General features: G+C 53.2%; 15 protein-coding genes. 11 read left to right on the forward strand and 4 right to left on the reverse strand.

Annotation, left to right across the window (positions count from 1 at the left end; genetic code table 11):
- Positions 1 to 184: 184 nt before the first annotated feature.
- A complete protein-coding gene (locus tag FHS90_RS19610; RefSeq protein ID WP_182514282.1) occupies positions 185 to 1,636 on the forward strand; it encodes a serine hydrolase domain-containing protein in 1,452 nt (483 codons plus the stop codon).
- Between the two features lie 157 nt (positions 1,637 to 1,793).
- On the opposite strand, the gene FHS90_RS19615 is transcribed toward FHS90_RS19610, so the two are convergent.
- From FHS90_RS19615 to folP, 3 genes are all read right to left on the reverse strand, one after another.
- Positions 1,794 to 2,717 (reverse strand): serine hydrolase, encoded by a 924-nt coding sequence (locus tag FHS90_RS19615; protein WP_182514283.1) that lies wholly within the window; start codon positions 2,715 to 2,717, stop codon positions 1,794 to 1,796.
- A gap of 1,049 nt (positions 2,718 to 3,766) precedes the next feature.
- The gene (gene cdaA / locus FHS90_RS19620; protein ID WP_066835776.1) at positions 3,767 to 4,597 is read right to left on the reverse strand and encodes a diadenylate cyclase CdaA; all 831 of its coding nucleotides are present in this window, start codon (positions 4,595 to 4,597) and stop codon (positions 3,767 to 3,769) included.
- Positions 4,594 to 5,457, reverse strand: a complete 864-nt coding sequence (gene folP, locus FHS90_RS19625) for a dihydropteroate synthase (protein ID WP_246387234.1) — start codon at positions 5,455 to 5,457, stop codon at positions 4,594 to 4,596. Before folP ends, cdaA begins: the two co-directional genes overlap by 4 nt.
- 42 nt (positions 5,458 to 5,499) lie before the next feature.
- Here folP and FHS90_RS19630 point away from each other — a divergent pair, with 42 nt between their 5' ends.
- The 4 genes from FHS90_RS19630 (at position 5,500) to FHS90_RS19645 (ending at position 8,542) form a co-directional block, all read left to right on the forward strand.
- On the forward strand, positions 5,500 to 6,072 hold the full coding sequence (locus FHS90_RS19630; RefSeq protein ID WP_182514284.1) for a DUF1599 domain-containing protein: 573 nt from the start codon (positions 5,500 to 5,502) through the stop codon (positions 6,070 to 6,072).
- On the forward strand, positions 6,050 to 7,162 hold the full coding sequence (locus tag FHS90_RS19635; RefSeq protein ID WP_182514285.1) for a BT_3928 family protein: 1,113 nt from the start codon (positions 6,050 to 6,052) through the stop codon (positions 7,160 to 7,162). Before FHS90_RS19630 ends, FHS90_RS19635 begins: the two co-directional genes overlap by 23 nt.
- 159 nt (positions 7,163 to 7,321) lie before the next feature.
- A complete protein-coding gene (locus FHS90_RS19640) occupies positions 7,322 to 7,852 on the forward strand; it encodes a shikimate kinase (RefSeq protein WP_182514286.1) in 531 nt (176 codons plus the stop codon).
- 81 nt (positions 7,853 to 7,933) lie between these two features.
- Positions 7,934 to 8,542, forward strand: coding sequence for a sterol desaturase family protein (locus tag FHS90_RS19645; RefSeq protein ID WP_182514287.1), 609 nt, complete (start codon positions 7,934 to 7,936; stop codon positions 8,540 to 8,542).
- Positions 8,543 to 8,793: 251 nt separating this feature from the next.
- On the opposite strand, the gene FHS90_RS19650 is transcribed toward FHS90_RS19645, so the two are convergent.
- Positions 8,794 to 8,964 carry a hypothetical protein gene (locus FHS90_RS19650; RefSeq protein WP_169818148.1) on the reverse strand — a complete coding sequence of 57 codons (171 nt, stop codon included), beginning with the start codon at positions 8,962 to 8,964 and terminating at the stop codon, positions 8,794 to 8,796.
- A gap of 331 nt (positions 8,965 to 9,295) precedes the next feature.
- Here FHS90_RS19650 and FHS90_RS19655 point away from each other — a divergent pair, with 331 nt between their 5' ends.
- The 6 genes from FHS90_RS19655 (at position 9,296) to FHS90_RS19680 (ending at position 19,959) form a co-directional block, all read left to right on the forward strand.
- A complete protein-coding gene (locus FHS90_RS19655) occupies positions 9,296 to 15,154 on the forward strand; it encodes a tandem-95 repeat protein (RefSeq protein WP_182514288.1) in 5,859 nt (1,952 codons plus the stop codon).
- Positions 15,155 to 15,160: 6 nt separating this feature from the next.
- On the forward strand, positions 15,161 to 16,165 hold the full coding sequence (locus tag FHS90_RS19660) for a PorP/SprF family type IX secretion system membrane protein (RefSeq protein WP_182514289.1): 1,005 nt from the start codon (positions 15,161 to 15,163) through the stop codon (positions 16,163 to 16,165).
- 452 nt (positions 16,166 to 16,617) lie between these two features.
- Positions 16,618 to 16,863, forward strand: coding sequence for a hypothetical protein (locus FHS90_RS19665; protein WP_066839537.1), 246 nt, complete (start codon positions 16,618 to 16,620; stop codon positions 16,861 to 16,863).
- Positions 16,864 to 17,488: 625 nt separating this feature from the next.
- On the forward strand, positions 17,489 to 17,881 hold the full coding sequence (locus tag FHS90_RS19670) for a hypothetical protein (RefSeq protein ID WP_066839535.1): 393 nt from the start codon (positions 17,489 to 17,491) through the stop codon (positions 17,879 to 17,881).
- 337 nt (positions 17,882 to 18,218) lie between these two features.
- Positions 18,219 to 18,875: an MCP four helix bundle domain-containing protein gene (locus tag FHS90_RS19675; RefSeq protein WP_182514290.1), complete on the forward strand. Its 657-nt coding sequence runs from the start codon at positions 18,219 to 18,221 to the stop codon at positions 18,873 to 18,875.
- 562 nt (positions 18,876 to 19,437) lie between these two features.
- A complete protein-coding gene (locus FHS90_RS19680) occupies positions 19,438 to 19,959 on the forward strand; it encodes a DinB family protein (protein ID WP_182514291.1) in 522 nt (173 codons plus the stop codon).
- Positions 19,960 to 20,194 lie beyond the last annotated feature (235 nt).

Consider the following 20,194-nt stretch of genomic DNA (forward strand, 5'->3'; position numbering starts at 1 on the left):
ATTGCACACACCGCTGGATAAAGTGTGTCTCTCTCAGGATGAACGGCTTGCCGCAATGGACCAACGTTTTCTGGCGCCGCAGAAGCCGTTGGTCTACAGAAACCTGCCGTTGGAGTATCTCTTTTGAAGCGCATGTGCAGGCGCCATAGGTTTGGAGCAAATTAGATGCAAACCTATGAATGCTATGAAAAAGTTATGTAACCTGTTGTTGCTGGCTTGGATGTCATTTTCTGCGGTTTCAGCGCAAACCACCGCTGCCCCTACCACTGCCCAAATTGAAGCTCTGCTGGAAGAGTACAACCGGCAGAACCTGCTGTCTGGCGTCTTCTTTGTGGCCAAAGACGGCAAACCTATCTTCCAAAAGGCTTTCGGCTACGCCGATGTGGAGAAAAACCAGAAAAACCTGCTGAACACCCGCTTTAACGTAGCCGGCATGGGCAAGCATTTTACGGCGCTGCTGGTACTGCAGCTTGTAGAGAAGCGCCAGTTGGAGCTGCATGCGCCCATTTCCCGCTATCTTCCCGCCTCCGGCATTCCCAACGCAGACCGCATTACCATTCACCACCTGCTGTCGCACACCTCGGGCCTGGGCAATTACATGGACCATCCAGCGTATGCCCAGCTGAGGCCCACCTTGACTACCCTGGCAGCGGTAATGAAACTGGTAGCAAGCCAGCCCCTGGTGTTTTCTGACCCTGGGAAGAACTTCTCATACTCTAACAGCGGGTACCTTGTGCTGGGCAGGGTCTTAGAGAAGGTGACGGGTATCTCCTACGCCAGCTATGTGAAGCAAACCCTGTTCAGGCGCTTAGGCATGGGGTACAGTACTGTGGGGGAGCAGGTTGCCCAAGCGGTGAGCGCCTCTGCGGTCCCCTACTTTGCAATGACCCCTAAAGACGTGTATTCTGCCGCCAGTTGGCAGTCTCCGGCGTTCTCAGACGGTGGCGTGTATACCACGGTTCTAGATCTATTCAAGTACAGCTTGGCACTCAACAGCAACAAACTGCTGTCAAAGAAAAGCAAGGCGCTCATGTTTGGCGTGTATCATCACTATGAGGGGAAATCTGCGGGGTACGGCTACGGTGCCGAAGTGGCTACTTTGAAAAACGGCAGTACAATGGTGGGGCATTCTGGCGGGGGGCACGGCTGGGGCGCTGATTTCAGGATACTGCCCAAAGAGGGCTACATCATCATTGGGCTGGGCAATCAGGAAGCCATGGCCAAACAGGTCACACACAACCTGGCCAACTTTGTGACTACAGGTACTTGGCATGCCCCTAAACCTTTGCTGACCCATTTGTTCATGCAGACGGTACAGGAGAAGGGGTGGGCGTATGCGCTTGACCATCTGGAGGAGCTGTATGCCAGCGCAGAAGTGCCTTTTACCGGCCCCGGTATTCTCACCCGCCACGCAAGTAAGCTGGTGAAGCTCCACCGTCAAACCGACGCCATACACCTGCTGCAGGCCCTAAGCAGTCGCTTCCCGACAGATGCCGCTACCGCCGCCCAACTGGCCGAGGCGTATTTGGCTAAAGGGGATCAGCTGACCGCCAGGCAATGGTATGAGAAGACCCTGAGTTTAGACAGGCAACACCAACTGGCAAAGTTCCGGTTACAAGAGATGGCGGTGAATTGATGTATTCTGTTTTCATAAAGGGAAAGTCCACCGGAAGCACCCTGTGCGGAAGGTGGGCTTTTATGCATTTTCTGTTTTGGGGCTGTTTTCTGAAAAACAGCCCCAAAACAGAAATTTTTACGTTTACTTATTTCTGTAAAGCGGGAGTAAGATTTATTTAATATTTCTCCACCCCCGCCGCCGGTTCCCAGTAATATTTTGGCTCAAAGTGGTTCCAGATGATGTTGGAGACCTTTCTGATCAGTACATAGCCCGCATTGTCATCTTGCCAGCGTTCGTCTTGCTGGTTTTTGGTGATGATGCAGAACACGTAGTCGCCGTGCGGGGCGTTGACCAGTACCACCTCTGATTTGGACTGGTTCACCGCGCCTGATTTAGAAGCCGTATGCACGTACGGCGGAATCTGGGAGAGTGCCTCACGGTCATAGTAAATGCGGCCCAGGTTGCGGTACATGCGCTCGCTGGCCGCCGGACTCACCGCTTTTCCGTCCCGTATCATGGTCACCAAGGTAGCCATTTCGCGCGGAGTGGTCTGGCCCCAACCGTATTTGACCCAATTAGGCCGCCTGCCGGGCGTGCGGGAGTTCATGCGGGTATGTTGGAAGCCGTTCTTCTCCAGCCAGGCATTGATGGCCTCGCCGCCGCCCGCCAACTGTTGCAGCCAAAGACTACCCGTATTGTCTGAGGTGGTGATGCTCAACATCTGAACTTTGCTCAACGCCACCAGCGAACTGTCTTTGAAGTTGCCCACTATGTCTTCCCCGGCATAGTAAAGAGAGTCACGGTAGCGCAGAACGGTTTTAGAATCTATCTCGCCACGCTCCATTTTGTCAAACATGCCCACCATAATGGGGATTTTGATCATGCTGGCCGTGGGAAAGAGGGTGTCAGCGTTAATGGCCACCATTTTGCCCGTCTTCAGGTGCCGCACATAGATACCCACATCCCCCTGGAAGCCATTGGCCAGTGCCTCCAGTTTTTGGGTCAGCTTTTTGTCTATGTCCTCTTTCCTGGTCTGCTGGGCCGAAGTAGTGAAGTGCAGCAGGAAACAAACGAGGAACATTAGTAGGGGCAGGCGCATGTATCTTGGGTTTAATGACCAAAAGATACAGATTAATTTGAGTTTTCTTACAGGTGATGGGGCATGTGCCTGGGGGATAACGGCGTTCCGTTTTCGGTCTGTTTTTGGAAAAACAGGCCAGAAACGGCTTTTGGCGCAGACGCCCGCAGGTTCTCCGGGCGCTACGAGGCCTGGTGGTAGTTCTGAGTCTTGAGTCCTGAGTCCTTTCTTTTTCCCTTAGGAGATTCTTCCCTTAGGAGATTCAGTACGAACGAAGTAGCAATGCCTGGTTTCGCTGCCGTGCCGCGAGGGCAGCCAGAGACCGCCCATCATCTGTAGGCACGAGTCTGGAGACTCGCGCCAGCGCGTGATGTGGGAAACAGTTCGCAACAGGCAAGCAACAATGATCAATCAACACTTCTGCCCCTGACTGATGTGCGCAGCACGGGCTCGCCACAGGCTAGCGGAATAGTAACGGTTACCTGCAGAGGCAGACAAACAAGTAAAGGCTGATCAGGAGAGGAACCCAAACCAGTCCTGGGGGTGAGCGCCTCTGTTAATACGGTGCCGAAGGCAACGCCAAAGGCGTAGTTTTAACAGCAGTGCTCACCCCCAGGACGGGGCCCCGCGGCCGTGAGCGCTTACCGGAAAAGATGAAACAACTCAGTGAGTGAGGCACTGGGTCAAGCGGTCCAGCCAAGGGAACAGCAGAATTGGCATTCAATCGCCAACCGCCACCGCCAAGGGATCAGCAGACTATGCATTTGCAATACAGCAGAGAACAGCGTACTGCGCATTGCCACTGTAGCCATTGGCAGTCACCCAGCTCAGGCAGCCTCAGCCAAGGGAACAGCGAACTGTGTTTAGTTAAGGGAAACAGCAGACTTCCCATTCTACAAAACGTCATAGCCAAGGAGGCGTGTGAACCAAGTAGGGCTGCATCTGACAGCACCAAAGCCATGAAAACAGCAGACCTTGCATTCCCGCAGGGCATAAACAGCAAACAATAGGTCAGCGGGCTTACCCCTTGAAAACGCAGGATGGGAAACTTCTTAGGTAAAAGGAAAGAACTACGCCGCCGCTACCTTCTCCACTACCTTCGGTTCAATGTCAAACAGGAAGTGGTTGAGCTTAGAGCGCAGATCAGCCGCAGATAAGTTTCGGTAAACTTCGCCGTTGCGCACCAGGGCAATCTGCCCGGTTTCCTCAGACACCACCAGCACCACGCTGTCAGTGACTTCGGTGAGACCGATGGCGGCGCGGTGACGCAGACCCATAGAGGCGGGCACGTCATTGCTTTCGGTGACGGGCAAAATACAGCGGGCGGCTTTGATGCGGTTGCCCTGAATGATGACCGCGCCGTCATGCAAAGGGCTGTTCTTGTTGAAGATGGAAATGAGCAGGCGTTTGCTCACAATGGCATCTATGGCGTCACCTGACTCGGCAAAATAGCGTAACTCAGAGCTTCGGGCGAAGACAATCAGGGCGCCGGTATTCTTGCCCGCCAGCGATTTAGCGGCTTCTATGAATGGGGTGATAGATAGCTTATCCGGGTTTTCAGTGCGGCGCCACGGAAAGCCTTTGAACAGGCGCTCATTGTTGAAGGCGGTGGTCTTGCCAATCATCAATAAAAAACGCCGTATCTCCGGTTGGAACACAATGATGGCGGCCAAAACCCCCACGCCCATGAACTGCCCCAAAATGACCGTGAGCAGCTCCATGCCTGCTGCCCGTACAATCAGGTAGAGCAGGTAGATAGAGAGCAGCCCGAAGAAGATTTTCAGCGCCACGCTTCCCGTCAGGAGCTTGTAGAGTTGGTACAGCAGTACCGTCACCAGCAGCACATCTATAATGTCTAGCCAGTTTACCTCTAAGAACCCTATGGAAAACAAGTATGTCACGCCGTTACTGTCTTTTTTACAATTTCTATGGTATGGACCGCCTCCTTTACGTCATGCACCCGCAAAATGTCGGCTCCGTTGAGTAACGCCAGGGTGTTGGCTACAATTGTGCCGGTGAGCGCTTCCTGGGGGCCTACCTGCAGCGGCTTGTAGGTCATTGATTTCCGGGAAAGGCCTATTAACAGCGGTAACTCAAACAGTTGCAACTCCCGCAGGCGCCGCAATAATTCATAATTTTGTTCCACATTTTTGGCGAACCCAAACCCCGGATCCAGAAGGATATCCTTCACACCCGCCCCCCGTAGCTGCGTTATCCGCTCCGCGAAGAAGGAAACCAATTCTTCTACCAGTCCATTTCCGTACTCGGTGAGAGAGGTCATGGTCTGGGGGGTACCCCGCATATGCATGAGAATGTACGGCACGCCCAGCCTTCCCGCTGTCTCAAACATGGCCTCATCCAGCGTTCCGCCGGAGACATCATTGATGAGATGGGCACCGTGCTGTACTGCGGCCTCGGCCACCTTCGCCCTGAATGTATCAACAGAGAGTAGCGCCTCCGGGAACTCCTTCGCCAGCGCCTGTATAATAGGTAATACGCGATCCAGCTCTTCCTGTTCTGTAACCTCTGGGGCGTTGGGGCGCGTAGAATAACCGCCAACGTCTAAGAACGTAGCCCCATCAGCCAGCATCTTCCCGGCCTTTTGCAACGCCTCTTCTGTAGAGGAAAGCCTGCTGCCGGCGTAGAACGAATCTGGGGTGAGGTTCAGGATGCCCATGACCGCGGGCTGCTGCAGCAAGACCAACCGGCCACCGCAGTTGAGGGTGGTTTTTTTGCAAAAAAGTGTATCTTTCGCGTTCAATTGGCCTATATTCTCATTTTCTATAAAAGTAAAACGAAAAACTTGATTCACCAAACCGCCCAAGAGTACCAGCGAGTGATAGAGGCGTGCCAGCGGCTGTTTCTGCAGAAGACCCAAGACTACGGCACCGCCTGGCGCATCCTGAGGCTGCCCAGCATCACTGACCAGATTTTCATCAAAGCCCAGCGTATACGGTCCATCCAGGAAAAAGGCACGCAGAAGATTCAGGATGACATCACCTCTGAGTTTGTGGCCATTGTGAACTATTGCGTGATTGCCCTGATCCAGGAACAGCTCATTGCGCAGGGCGAAGAAGAGCAGGCGCTGCCGGTGGAGCGGGTGCGGGAGCTGTACCAGGAGGAGATCAGGAAGACGCAGGCCCTGCAGGAAGACAAGAACCATGACTACGGCGAGGCCTGGCGCAGCATGCGGGTAGAGTCTATGACCGACCTGATTCTGATGAAAATCTACCGAACCAAGCAGATTGAAGACAATGCCGGCAAGACGCTGGTGTCTGAAGGGGTAGAGGCTAATTACCGGGACATGCTCAACTACGCTGTCTTTTGTTTAATCAAACTTAACTACCCAGACCATGTTGCCGCGCCTGCTGAATAAGATTGCCTGGATAGTGGTGGGGGCGCTGTTCATCTTCTCAGGCCTCATCAAGCTGAACGACCCGGTGGGCACCGCCATTAAACTGGAAGAGTATTTTGAAGTTTTCTCCAAGGACTTCTCTACTGTATTTCTGTCCCTGAAGCCGTTTGCGCTGTATTTTTCCATTTTTCTGAGTTCGTTGGAGGTGGTGCTGGGCGTGGCGCTGCTGGTGCGGTGGCGTACCAAACTGGTGCTATGGCTGCTGTTTGGGCTCACGCTGTTCTTCACGTTCCTGACCTTTTACTCAGCGTATTACAACAAAGTAACCGACTGCGGCTGCTTCGGTGACTTTATCAAGCTCACGCCGTGGCAGAGCTTCAGCAAAGATGTGGTGCTGCTGGTGCTGATTGTGATCCTGCTGGTAACGCAGCCGTTTTTGCCCTCTTTTGCCAGAAACGGCTCCAAAACGGCGGGCCTCTGGGTGGCGTTGGCCGTGGCGCTGTCGGTGGCCATTGGGGTGTACGCGTACCAGCACGAACCGTTTTTTGATTTCAGGGCCTATAAGGTAGGGGCGAATATTCCGCAGCTCATGAAACCCTCTGCGCCGCTCCGGTACCAGTACATCATGGCGAAGAACGGGCAGGAGTTCACGTTCAATGAGTACCCCGCAGACACCACCTACAAGTTCAAGCAGATGGTGCCGCAGAACCCGGAAGACGGTCCCAAAATCACCGACTTCAACGTGTGGAATGACCAAGGCGACTTTACCAAGGAGATGTTCCTGGGGAACCGGTTGCTGGTGGTGGTGCACAACGTAAGCAAGACAGATGCCGAAAGCTTTGCTGAAATTAACCGCCTGCTGGCCAGCCTGGAGCAGAACCAGAACCCTAAAGTGGTGCCGGTGGTGCTTACCTCCAGCAGCAGCCAGGAGTTTGATGTCTTCCGGCATGAGGTGAACCTGGCCGCCCCCTATTTCTTTGCAGATGCCACGGTGCTAAAGACGATCATCCGGTCAAACCCAGGCCTGCTGCTCTGGAAAAACGGAGTGGTGGTAGGCAAGTGGCACCATAATGATGTGCCTACGCTGCAAGAGGTGCAGGAGCTTTTATAAAAAGCGCCTACCTGAAAAAGCCAGCTAAATCAGTAAAAGGCGTTTTTGGCCTGTTTTCGCGAAAACAGGCCAAAAACGCACCAGGTTCTGGTGCTGCACCCCTCCAGCGTCTGTAGTCTTCCACTTTCAGGGTAACTAACGTCTCAATCACTTTATTCCATGACAACAAAGGTTTTTCTGGTGGGCATGCCGGGGTGTGGGAAATCAACGGTGGGGAAAGTGCTGGCTGGGCTGCTGGGATACGTTTTTTTAGATTTAGATACGCTGGTGGAGGAGCAGGAGGGGCTTACGGTGGCGCAGGTCTTTGAGCAGAAGGGGCAGGAGTATTTCAGGGAGGCAGAGGCGCGGGCCCTACAAACAGTTTCTGCGCGTTCTGGCGGAGTGGTGCTGGCAACCGGAGGCGGGGCTCCCTGCTTTCACGGGAACATGCAGGTGATGGGGCAGCAGGGGGCAGCGGTCTACCTGAGGGTGTCGCCGCAGGAGCTGGTGAACCGTTTAACGGCCTTAGACCTGCAGGTGCGGCCTCTGCTCAGAGACAAAACCCCGGCAGAACTTTTGCACTATCTTACCCAAACATTGCGCCAGCGGGAAGTGTTTTATAGCCAGGCGTCTGTTGTGCTAGACGTAGACCGTCTTTCGGCGGCAGAGGCCGCCGAGGCATTGGGGCAACAGTTTAGAGGTAATATCTAAGGTTCTTGGACGGTAGCCACGTATTTTTCGTTATTTTTGCATGTCACATGGAGCAAGCTGTTTCATTTTAATTTAAAACCTATGAAACCGAGTCATAAAGGATCTGCGACACTTTTCAAAAATCCGGTACTGGAGCGTATGACGCATACGCACATTGCCTTGCCTATTTCCATCTTCCTGGTGATTGCCACCGCCGCGTTGGTGTACGGCTTTTACTATGGCTTTTTAGGGCTGCTGTCGGCGGTGGGGCTGTTTCTGGCGGGTTGGCTCATGTTCTCGCTGGTAGAATACATGGCACACCGGTTTATCTTTCACATGGCGCCCACCAATGAGTTCAAGCGCAAGGTGCAGTACACGTTCCATGGCAACCACCATGATTTCCCCAAAGACAAGACCCGCCTGGCCATGCCGCCCATTGTGAGTCTGTTTCTGGCCTCGTTTTTCTTTTTTGTGTTCAAACTGATCTTCGGGAGCATGGTGTTTGGCATAGTGGCGGGCTTTCTGTTTGGCTACGCCTTGTACCTGTTTGTGCACTACGCGGTTCATGCCTATGCGCCGCCTAAGAACTTCTTGAAATCCCTCTGGATCCACCACAGCATTCACCACTACAAAGACCCTGAGCGGGCGTACGGGGTTTCTACCCCGTTGTGGGACTGGGTGTTGGGAACTATGCCGGAGCGGAAGAGATAAGCACCAGCGCATGATTGAGTGAAGGGGCCTAGTGCCCCTTTTTTCTTTTGCTTCGGCCAAGGGCCGAAGGGGAAGCCGTTGGTCTCTTACCAGCTGTTTTTGGCCTGTTTTTCTGAAAACAGGTCAAAAACGTGCTTATCGCCTTTCAACTAATTCAGTTAAAAGCTTGTGGGCAAGAACCAGAGAAGGCCACCTGTGCGGGTGGCCTTCTCTGGTTTGGGGCTGTTTTCAGAAAAACAGGTCAGAAACGCTTAGCGTCTTATTTTTCTGAACAGCCACATGACCAGTACAATGATCAAGACAATGATGATGACGGCCGTCCACATGCCGGCTTTGAAAATATCGCCAACCAGCTCGCAGCTGGAGAGTGTGAGCGTTACGAGCATCATCAACGCGAAGAAGTATCCCTGTAAGTTTTTCATAGTGGTAGTGTTAGGTCTAAACAATTGCTTTAGCTTCTGGTCATCAGGAACTATAGTAATTTTCTAATACTCCTTTTGTGGATAAAAGGTTGAAGAAAGGCCATAAATGCCTCAGTCAGAGAATGGCTCACCGGCAGCAGCTAGCCCGGTCTTAGTTTGCAGACAAGTTGAACAAATACTTACATGTAGGTAGTGAAATACCGGGTCTGTAATTTCCTTTTAATCAAGAATATGCTTTAATTTTGTGACCTGATGCCTAAAGCGCCATCTGTTCGCCTCCCCCACGCGCAGCCGCTGATTTTACTGGCACAATCACATTTAGCAAGTTTATATGCAAGACAAGTACTACTATGCCTTCCCTGGCCTATGGGCGAAGGGGCAGCGGGCAAATGTTGGACGTGCGGGGGAAACTGGTAGCCTTTCTGTTTTCTTCAAGTTAAGGCTCTTCGGCCTGCTGTCATTCTGTCTGTGGGGGCTTTTGCCCCTTGCGCATGCCCAGCGCATGGCGCCGGAGTGGAGCCAGCAAGTGCCAGGAGGGAACATGGTGGCCCTGAAACGTGATGCGGCGGGGAATATTTATGTGACCGGTCAGAAATACGTTACAGGTTCTGGGTATGATTTTGTGACCAATAAATACAATGCTGCCGGGCAAGTGCTGTGGAGTAAAACTTATACGTATCCTTACTACGGCTCCAGTACCGGCTATTATGGCGGGTATACCTCTGAAGGTCCTGATGAACCGGTGGCCATGGCAGTTGACGCTGCGGGGAATGTTTATGTAGTAGGGAAAGTGACCACCGGTATTTATTATTATACCTGGAGTGACGGAGATTCCTCTCCCTCGTTCTCTACCAGTTATGGCATTGTTAAATACAATTCTGACGGGGATCAGGTCTGGACACGCACTTTCAGCGGGAGCGGGAGCTCAGGGCCGGGCAGCCTGCCTGAAGATATTGCGGTTGACGCAGCAGGCAATGTCTACGTGACCGGTACGGTTACAACCAATTACCGGACAGAATCTTACCGGTCAGGTTTTCCGTCAAGAACCAGATACAGAACCCTTTCAGACCAGATTTTCACTACGGTTAAATATAACGCAGCCGGTGATTTTCAGTGGGCTTCTTCCTACAACGGTACCGTTGATGCCTCAGACGCAGCCAAGGCTGTAACTGTTGATGGCTCTGGCAATGTGTACGTGGCCGGCACAGTGGCAGGGGGAACCAATAACAATAACCTTGGGCTGGTCAAATACAACGCTTCTGGCGCACAGCAGTGGGTGAAGATATATACCAACAGCACCAATGCTGACGAGGTGGTTGAAATGGAGGCAGACGGTGCCGGCAACCTGTATCTCATAGGATCTACCACCGGCTACACGTATGATCCATCCTGGGGAAGCAATATGCTGGATCCAATCAAATGCGATTTCCTCACCCTGAAATACCGCATGTCAGACGGTGCCCAGCTTTGGGCCAGAGCCTATAACGGGCCGGGGAACAACACAGATGCCGCCAGAGCGGTGACCGTAGATGCCGCAGGAAACGTGTATGTGGTTGGGTCTTCCATGAATAGCAATGTGCATTTGGCTACTGTGAAATATAACGCATCTGGTGCCCAGTTGTGGGCTAAAAGTAATGTCTTTGCCGCCTCCAGTACCTCTTCCTCAAGCCCAGACGGGGCAAATGCCGTGGTGGTAGACGGCTCAGGGAATGTGTATGTGGCTGGCGGGAGCGGAGCCTACTTCTCTGGGGCTAAATACAACAGCGCTGGCGCACAGCAATGGAGCATTTATAACAACAAAGGTGGCGGAAGGTTTGGCGCCGTGGCCTTGGCCGTTGATGCAGCGGGAAACCCGTTCATGGCCGGTGATGACAAGGTGATCAAGTTCAGCCCTAATGCACTGCCAGTAGCGGTAAATGATGCCTATGCCGTAGACGAGGACCAGACGCTGACCGTAACACTTGCAGATAACCACCTGCTCAAAAATGACACAGACGCAGATGGCAATCAGCTTACGGCCAAGGTGGTCACGCAGCCTGCTAAAGGCACGCTCACGCTGAATGCAGACGGCACCTTTACCTATACACCTGGTGCCAATGTCAACGGTACAGACTCCTTTAACTACCGGGCCCATGACGGCCGTGAAGACAGCCAGGACGCAGCCACCGTTACCATTACTATCCATCCGGTCAATGATGCACCCACTTGGGTGTTAACTACCATGCCTACGGTGGTTGACCAGGATGCCGGGTTACAGGTGGTCAATAATTTTGCCTCCTCTATAGAAGATGGGGACCCTGACGTGACCCAGAACTATTCCTTTGTCATTACTTCCAACAGCAAGCCCGACTTGTTTAAATCCATAGAGGTCTCCAGAGACGGCATGCTCATTTTTGAAACGGTGGCCGGGGCTTCTGGGGTGGCTACCATTGGGGTGAAGCTGAAAGATGATGGCGGTACCGCCCGGGGCGGAAAAGATGAAAGTGAGGTAAAAACCTACACCATTACGGTGCAGGCTACCAATGTAGCCCCTACCTTGGCCAACGTACCCGCCACGGTGACCATTGATGAGGTAAAGGCCTACACCTTTACCGCCACCGCCACAGATCCTGACCAGCCGGCGCAGACACTTTCCTTCTCCTTAGAAAACGCCCCGGCCGGTGCCACCATAGAAGCCGCCACCGGCAAATTTGCCTGGACACCTACTGAAGCCCAGGGGCCAGGCACATTTACGTTCAAAGTCAAAGTGTCTGACGGGATAGCGACTGCTGAGCAATCTGTTACCATTACCGTGAGGGAGGTAAACACCGCTCCGGCGCTGGCAAGTGTACCCGCTACCGTTTCTATTGAGGAAATGAAACTGTTCACCTTTACAGCGGTTGGCACAGATGTAGACCTTCCTAAGCAAAACCTGCTGTACTCTCTGTTGAACAGCCCCTCTGGCGCGCAGATTAACCCCACTACTGGCGTGTTCACCTGGACCCCTACTGAGGAGCAAGGCCCCAAGGTATATTCTAACATTACGGTACGGGTGTCAGATGGACTGGTATCTGCAGACAAGACCATCACCATTACCGTTACAGAAGTAAACCTACCCCCCACGCTGGCCAACGTACCTGCCACGGCTACAATTCCTGAACTGCAGGCGTATTCTTTCACAGCCACGGCTACAGACGCAGACCGTCCGGTGCAGGCGCTCACGTTCTCCCTGGTGAATGCTCCTGCCGGTGCGGGGATCAACGCCAGCACAGGGGCTTTTACCTGGACCCCCACAGAGGCGCAGGGGCCCGGTGTGTATGCTTTCAAAGTTAGGGTGACAGATGGGTTGAGCGCTGCTGAAAAAGACATCACAGTGACCGTGACAGAAGACAATACGCTGCCGGTGCTGGCAAACGTGCCCCTTTCGGCCTCTATACAAGAGGGGGCTGTGTACACGTTTGTGGCTTCATCTACAGATGTAGATGAACCTGTGCAACCCCTTACCTTCTCCTTGGTGAATGGTCCGGCTGGGGCTGTTATTCATCCTGCCACGGGTGTCTTTACCTGGGAGCCGTCTGAAACGCAGGGGCCAAATGTCTTCTCGTTCAAAGTGAAAGTCTCTGACGGCCTGGGAGCGGTAGAGAAGGAAGTGAGCCTGACGGTCTCAGAAGTAAACGAAGCCCCGGTGCTGGCTGCCATTCCAGATAAAACAGCCAAAGAAAATGTGCTGCTCTCCTTCACGGTGTCGGCTACTGACGGAGATGTTCCTGCCAATACCCTGAGTTATGCGCTGATCAACGCTCCGCTGGGTGCCACTATCAATGCCGCCACCGGGGTCTTCTCCTGGATGCCCACAGAGATACAAGGCCCAGATGTTTACGTGTTCACCGTACGGGTTCTGGACAATGGCAGTCCTGCCAAATATGCTGACCAGCAGGTGAAGGTGACGGTAGAAGAGGTGAACGAGGCCCCGGTTCTGAGTGGGGTGCCCGCTACTGCCACCATTGAGGAATTAAAGGCCTACACCTTCACCGCCACCGCCACAGATAAGGACATCCCAAACCAAAAACTGACATTCAGCTTGCTCAATGCCCCTGCCGGTGCCACCATTAATGCCACTACCGGGGTCTTTTCCTGGACGCCCACAGAGGCACAGGGTGCCGGTTCTTATACCATTAAAGTACGGGTGACAGACGGAGCGTTGGCAGATGAGGCCACTGTTACTTTACAGGTCACTGAAGTGAACGTGGCCCCTGTGTTGGCCGCCATTCAGAACCAGGTGACAGACGAAGAGAAACCGCTCACCTTTACTGCTTCCGCCACAGACGTAGATGTGCCAGCCCAGAGCCTGAGGTTTACGCTGCTCAATGGTCCGGCGGGGGCAACCATTAATGCCCAGACGGGAGTGTTTTCCTGGGTTCCCACAGAAGAGCAGGGCCCGAAGGTGTATTCTATGACCGTGCAGGTATCAGATACGGGAACGCCCGCTCTGGTAGACGAGCAAACCTTTACCATTACGGTGAATGAGGTGAACAAAGCACCGGTACTGAGCAGTGTGCCCGCCACTGCCACCATTTGTGAGCAGCAGAGTTATACGTTTACCGCCGCCGCCGCAGATGCTGACCTGCCCGAGAATACCTTGCGGTTTACGTTGGTGAATGCCCCCGCCGGGGCAAGCATCAATGCCACTACCGGGGCTTTCTCCTGGACACCCGCCCTGAACCAGGGCGGCGCGCAATACACGGTCACCATACGGGTTTCTGATGGGGTGGCGCAGGCTGAAAAGCAGGTCAACATTACGGTAAACAAACTGCCTAAAATCTCAGCCCAGCCCCAAAGCAAAACCGTTTGCGTAGGGGGCAGTCACACATTTCAGGTGCAGACAGAGGGGACCAGCTTTGTGTATAGATGGCAGGTAGACCAGGGGGCTGGCTTTGTAGATCTCTCTGACGGAGGCGTTTATGCGGGGGCAAAAACAGCTGCCTTAACGATCAATGGGGCAGTAGGCAGCCTGAACAATTACCGGTACCGGGTACAGGTGTCTGGGGAGTGTGTGCCCGGGGTAACGTCTCAGGTAGCAACGCTGCGGGTGGTACAACCACTGCAGGGAGGCACCATCAGTGCCAACCAGACCGTCTGCTATAACGCGGCGCCCGCAGCACTGGAAAATACCGTTGCCGCAAGCGGAGGAGATGGCACCATTCAATACACCTGGGAATCTTCCCTGAACAACAGCACCTGGACCGTGATTAGCGGGGCGAAAGGTGCCTCGTATGTACCAGGGGCCTTAACCAAGACTACCTACTTCCGGCGGAAAGCAAGTGCAGCAGACGGTTGCAGCACGGCGCAGTATTCAAATGTGGTGCAAGTAGAAGTGCAGAGCGAGCAAAAGGCGGGAACATTGGCTTCTGTTGCGCCTGTCTGCTACGGCACACCTCCCGCGGCACTGCAGGTGAGCGGGGAGCTGGGCAACATGCCCCTTTACCAGTGGCAGTCCTCTGCAGACAATGTGAACTGGCAAGACATAGCCGGTGCCCGCTCTGCCAGTTATGCCCCTGGTTCGCTTACTGCTTCTACTTATTTCCGCCGCAGGGTGACGTATGGCAACGGTGACTGTGGCGCCTTGTTCACCAATGCGGTGTGGGTAGTGGTGTATGGCCAGCTGCAAGCCGGGACTATCAGCGCTAGCCAGGTGGTCTACTACAGTGATGCGCCCGCCAAACTGATGTCTGACGCCCCGGCCACCGGCGGAAGCGGCACCCTTGCCTATCAATGGGAGTCGTCTAAGAACGGGACCTCCTTCTCTGCCATTCAAGGGGCCACCGGCATGACGTATCAACCAGACCCACTTACCCAGGATGCCTACTTCAGGCGCAGGGTAACAGATGGGGCCTGCGGTAGCCAGGTGAGCAACGTGGTGGCCATAAAGGTAGAGGTGCGCAAATTTGAGGAGCAGGAAATACCCAATGCCCTTTTCCCTAACGGCAGTGACCGGAACAAAACGTGGGGAATCTCCCATATGGGACTCACTGAAAAAGTGCATGTGCGGGTGTTTGACAAGAGTGGCCGTGTCTTGTTCTCCACAGAGAAGCCCCAACAGGAATGGAACGGGACCTATAATGGCAAGCCGGTGCCGGAAGACACCTATTTCTACACGGTGCAGCTCACCAACGGGAAACAGTTGAAAGGATCAATCAGGGTTATTTATTAAGGCGTTATGAGAAGTTTTCAGCGGTATATACTAAAAGGGGTGCTGGGTCTGGTGTTGTGTGGCATGGGGTGGGAGGCAGTTGCCCAGTCTGACCGTCCGCTCTCCCAGTACGGCCGCCTGCCCTATTTTTATAATCCGGCGGCCGCCGGAATGGAAGATTTTACAGATCTCAAAGTAGGGTTCAAACAGCAGTGGAGCGCTATGAACCAGGTGCCCCGCAGTTATATTCTGGCTGCCAGTCACGCGTTTAACGGAGTCAACCTGCCTAGTCTGGCCTCTTACGGCAAGAACAGGAGCGTGAAGCCCACCGCCCGGCATGCGCCCAAAGTAGGCATTAGCGGGTTTGTGCTGCAGGAGGCAGCCGGCGCCTACTCTGACTTGCAAACAGGTTTCTCTACCGCCGCCCACGTGCCGGTCTCCCGCAAATTTTACCTTTCTGCCGGGTTAACGCTGGGGTACAACCAGGTGAATGTGAAGCTGGAAGACCTTCGGGTGCGGGACCGGCAGGATTCTTACTACCAGGGGCTGTTGGGGGCCAACGGCTCGTTGCGGTATTTCTCGCTTGATGCCGGGTTGATGCTGTACTCTGACCAGACCTACATTGGGTACTCTGCCCAGAGACTCCTGCGGGTGCGCCTGAACGAGGAGCTAGACGGCAGTGGCAAAACCTACATCAGGCATACGGCCCTCTTAGGCCACACCTTTCAGCTAGACCCGGACTGGGAACTGGCGCCCGGGGCCTTGGTCAGATATGAAGGGAATTTAGACCTGATAGTCAACCTGAATGCCAAAGTGCGCTACCGGAACATGGTATGGGTGGGAGCCGGGGTAGTGCCGGAAGGTTCTGTGTCTGCCCTGGTGGGCTTTGCCCCTACCAACCGGTTCACCCTCAACTACAGCTATGACTACAGCATAGCCGGGGCCAACGAGTTTGACTTTGGTGACAGCCATGAACTAGTAGTAGGCATGGCCCTCTTTAAAAAATCTAACCAGCGGGCTATCATGTGGTAAACTTTACCTGAGCCAAGTATACGTCACAGGATGCGGGTTCTGTTTTGGGGCTGTTTTTAGAAAAACAGCCCCAAAACAGAACCCGCATTTTACTTATACCACATTTTGGATTTTTGTACCCATGGCAGGTGTCTGTGTCTATGGTTTGCCTGGATATTGGATCTGCTGGCGAAAAGCGGGCAGAGGCATGGTGTTGCTGCTGCCGGTCAAACAGCCTGTGACAGCAAGGCCAGAGGGCTGCAAGTGAGGGCGCAGGCTGTGGTTAAATCCTGATTAGCGCAGGAAAACCTACTGCTTAAAAGATGTTATGGTAGAAGTTGGGTGCATGAATTATAGCACAACCTAACAATGTTAGTATTTGTACTATAGAGGTTGAACTTTTTTGATACATGTTGTATTTATCCTATAGCACATCGTGCCAATTTAACCCCTATAAAGCTAGTGCCGCTGCTATGACTGATTTTTACTCGGCCCAAACGGAGCCTATCACTGTTGAAAATTTAGTGCTGGCCATGAGGCTGAGCCGTATGGGGCATTCCTCAGAATTCATCACGGGCTTTGTCACCGGCTCCTGGAGCCCTATGCCGGCCGCACCGGCCGCCATTAATGAGCCTTGCCTGGATCTGGTGCTCCCTGGTCGGCAAAGGGTAGCTGAGAACTCCTGGTCAAATTTAGCGGGCGCCAAACAGTCTGCGTAATCCCTGCATAGCTTTTCTCTAACGGAAACCAATCTTTCACCTGGTACCCTGCTGAACTAGCCAAACTTGTCAGGAACGGTGAGGTGGTGGAGTACAGATGGCATTGCGCGGTGAGGAGGCATGAATCCAACCTTTGTAAGTCTATTTCTCTTCTTTGGCTGCACTACCTTCCGCTCTTGAGCGGGAAAAGGGATACTGGTGGGGCAATTCAGTCTCCTTTGTCTGCAAAGGTGCAGTAGAAGCTTTTTAGCCGCACCGGAGTGACTGCCGCCGTTCTGGGTTTTTTACTTTATTGGACTGGCTCCCGTACCTGGGTAAGCAAAAGCTGTGTTGTACGGGCGGGTTTTCATGGCTGCTCCTTCAGAGGCTCCTGCTACAGCAGATCACTAGAGGGCTGCCGTCCTGCTCTTTCTCCTTCTACAGAATATAAACCAGGGCCTGCTACAACTACCTCCCAGGAACCCCAGAGGTTGGCCAGCTGCTCACCCAAAAGAGAGACGGCAGAGAGTGCTCATTCTCCATTTGGTTGTTTTGACGTGTCTGGTTCTATGGTTGACAATTGTTTGTCTGCAAGAAAGTTCGCCTGTGAAATTTGCGGCTGAAGCAGAGTTTCTAACTTTAGGGCATGAATACAAAGATACTACTGGCTGCCAGCGCCTTCCTGCTGGGCGGCTTAGGATTGGCCGCTTCTTTTTTCCCGGAGGAAATCCTCACAATGCTGGGGGAGCCGATGGCGGGAACCGGCCCCTTGTTGGTGCAGCTGCTGGGAGCTCTTTATCTGGGCTTCGGTATGCTGAACTGGATGTCTAAAGGTGTAGTGATGGGCGGAATTTATGCCCGCCCGCTAGTGATGGGAAACCTGCTGCACTTCTTTGCGGGTGCAATGGCCTTGCTTAAACAGACGCAGGCAGGTACACCAGAAGCTTTCTGGGGGCTGGCGGTAATCTATGTGCTGCTGGCAGTCTTGTTTGGAGTGACCATGTTCCGGCATCCTTTGAAAGAAAAAGCCTCTGTTTAAGATTTTGTGGGTCTTTGCCTGTTTCTGTTTTCGGCCTGTTTTACCAAAAACAGGCCGAAAACAGCAATGACAAGGCTACCTCACGGGAGATAGTACACTGAAAATCAAGCGGGTTTGCTTATTTTTTTGTAACTTGAAGTGAGCGGAAACTGGGGACTCTTCTATAGAGTTGAAAAATACGGGCTTCCTTTTCCGTAGGCCGCCTACTGGAGCCTGTTTCAATTTTGGCTTAGTCAGCGCAGAGGGGCGGCAGTGTGAAGGCAGGTTCTGGCCATGAGGCCTTGCCGCCTGAAAGGCCAACTGGGAACATATCTAAAATCACTTAAACAGAGCAAACATGAAGTGGGCATATAGCATTAAGCAGAAAACAAAGGCAGCTCTTCTGTTGGCAGTGGTCATGGTATTGGTGATTGCCAAGAACATGATGGATAGCCGCCACGTGTCACAGCTGGGTGATTCCTTTTCCTCTGTCTATGAAGACCGCCTGTTGGTGGAGAGCTATATTTTCCAACTGTCGGGGCATTTGTACCAGAAAAAGATGACAGTAGACAACTGCAGCAGCCAGGGGAACACCAGTGGGCTGCGCGAGAAAATAAGCATCCACAACGCGGCTATTACCACATTGCTGCATGCTTATGCGAAAACCAAACTCACGCCCGCAGAAGCCCAGTGTTTTGAGAAGTTTAAGCAGAATATGGCAGCCATCAAGCAGCTGGAACTAAGTTATTTGGCGGCACCCTCCGGTGGTCTGGCCAAGCGCCAGATGGATGCGCAGTATAGTCTGGCGGCGGGCAATCTGGAGCAGCTCTCCGGTATTCAGGTTTCTGAGGGTAAGGCCCTGAGTGACCAGACCAAGAGAATTATTGCAGGCTCAGCGCTGCTCACCCAGTTTGAGTTAGGGGTCTTGATCTGCCTGGGGCTAATGATCATTGCTATTGTGCTTGCCTCAAAGTCAATGATGCCCAAAAAGCCGCAGATGCCGTCTTTAAACTAACCGTAAAGAGTCTAAAGCAGGAAGTCACCGCCAGATTTGTAAAGCAATAGGGACTGCTTTCCCCAACCGTTGGCAGATTACCGGTAGATGCTTCCTTTGTAGCGCTGGCCGTAGTTTCTTCTTTGGAAGAGGCTACAGCCAGCGCTAAACCTTTTAGCCGGTTTCCCAGCTATTTTCCCCCTCAAACCGGGAGGCGCAGTGCCATGCCGAAGCAGAAAGACAGACCACATGCCGCGGCAAGATTGCCTGCCGCAGCGCCGGGTGCTGTACTGAACTATTGGCCAGAGGCAGAGAAGCCTGTTTGTGGGCGGTCTTTAAGAAAGTAGCCTAAGAACATACCTTTCTGTTTTTGGCCTGTTTTTCAGGGAATAGCCCAAAAACGGAAAGGTGCTTCTGGCTTCTGCTCCTGTTTTGGGGCTGTTTTTCTGAAAACTGCCCCAAAACGCAATTGCCTGAGACCGCGCTGAAAAAATTCAGGAAAATTTTCATTCGCCAAAAATCTACTGACACAGGGTTGTCACTGGGGCAGTATTTCTTTGTGGTATCATTAATACTGAAAGCTATGTCAGAAATCCTCACCACCCCCACCACCATCATGGGCTTGCTTGCCAGAGAATTGGAGCAGGAAGCCAAGACCACCCGCAAAATGCTGGAGCGCGTGCCCGCCCATCAATTTGACTGGCAGCCGCATGAGAAAAGCATGACCATGAAGAGACTGGTGACGCACATTGCCCATCTGCCTTCCTGGGTGGGCATGACCCTCACCACCAGTGAACTTGATTTTGCCAAGAACCCGTACCAGGAAGAGCAGATCACTAGCCAAGAAGAGCTTCTCAACTACTTTGAGCGCATGATGGATGACGGCCGCCACCACTTCGCCCATGGGTCTGATGACCAGCTAGATGAGCCCTGGACCCTGCGCGAGGGAGACCAGGTGTTCTTAACTTCCTCTAAATATGAGGTGTTGCGCATGACCCTGAGCCAGATCATTCACCACCGTGCGCAACTGGGCGTGTACCTGCGCCTGCTGAACATACCCATTCCGGCCAGCTACGGCCCCAGCGCCGACGAGATGGGCCTTTAAGTACGAAGGCAAATTAAAATACACATGTAGTGCTCCTGAAAGGATCTAAGGGAGCAGACAGGGTAAGCTTTTAATTGACCGCCACCTCCGTTTGCCCCCCAGGTTTTTTTCAGGAGCACAGAGAAGAGAAGAAGGTAGGGTTGTTTCTGTCCAGGCACTTCAATCCCAAGTCATATAAAAAAGGAGGCTGCTTTCTTAGAGGCAGCCTTCTTTTTTGTGCGTGTTGCTGGGTGCC

This window comes from Rufibacter ruber (assembly GCF_014138425.1).
Classification (GTDB): Bacteria; Bacteroidota; Bacteroidia; order Cytophagales; family Hymenobacteraceae; genus Nibribacter; species Nibribacter ruber_C.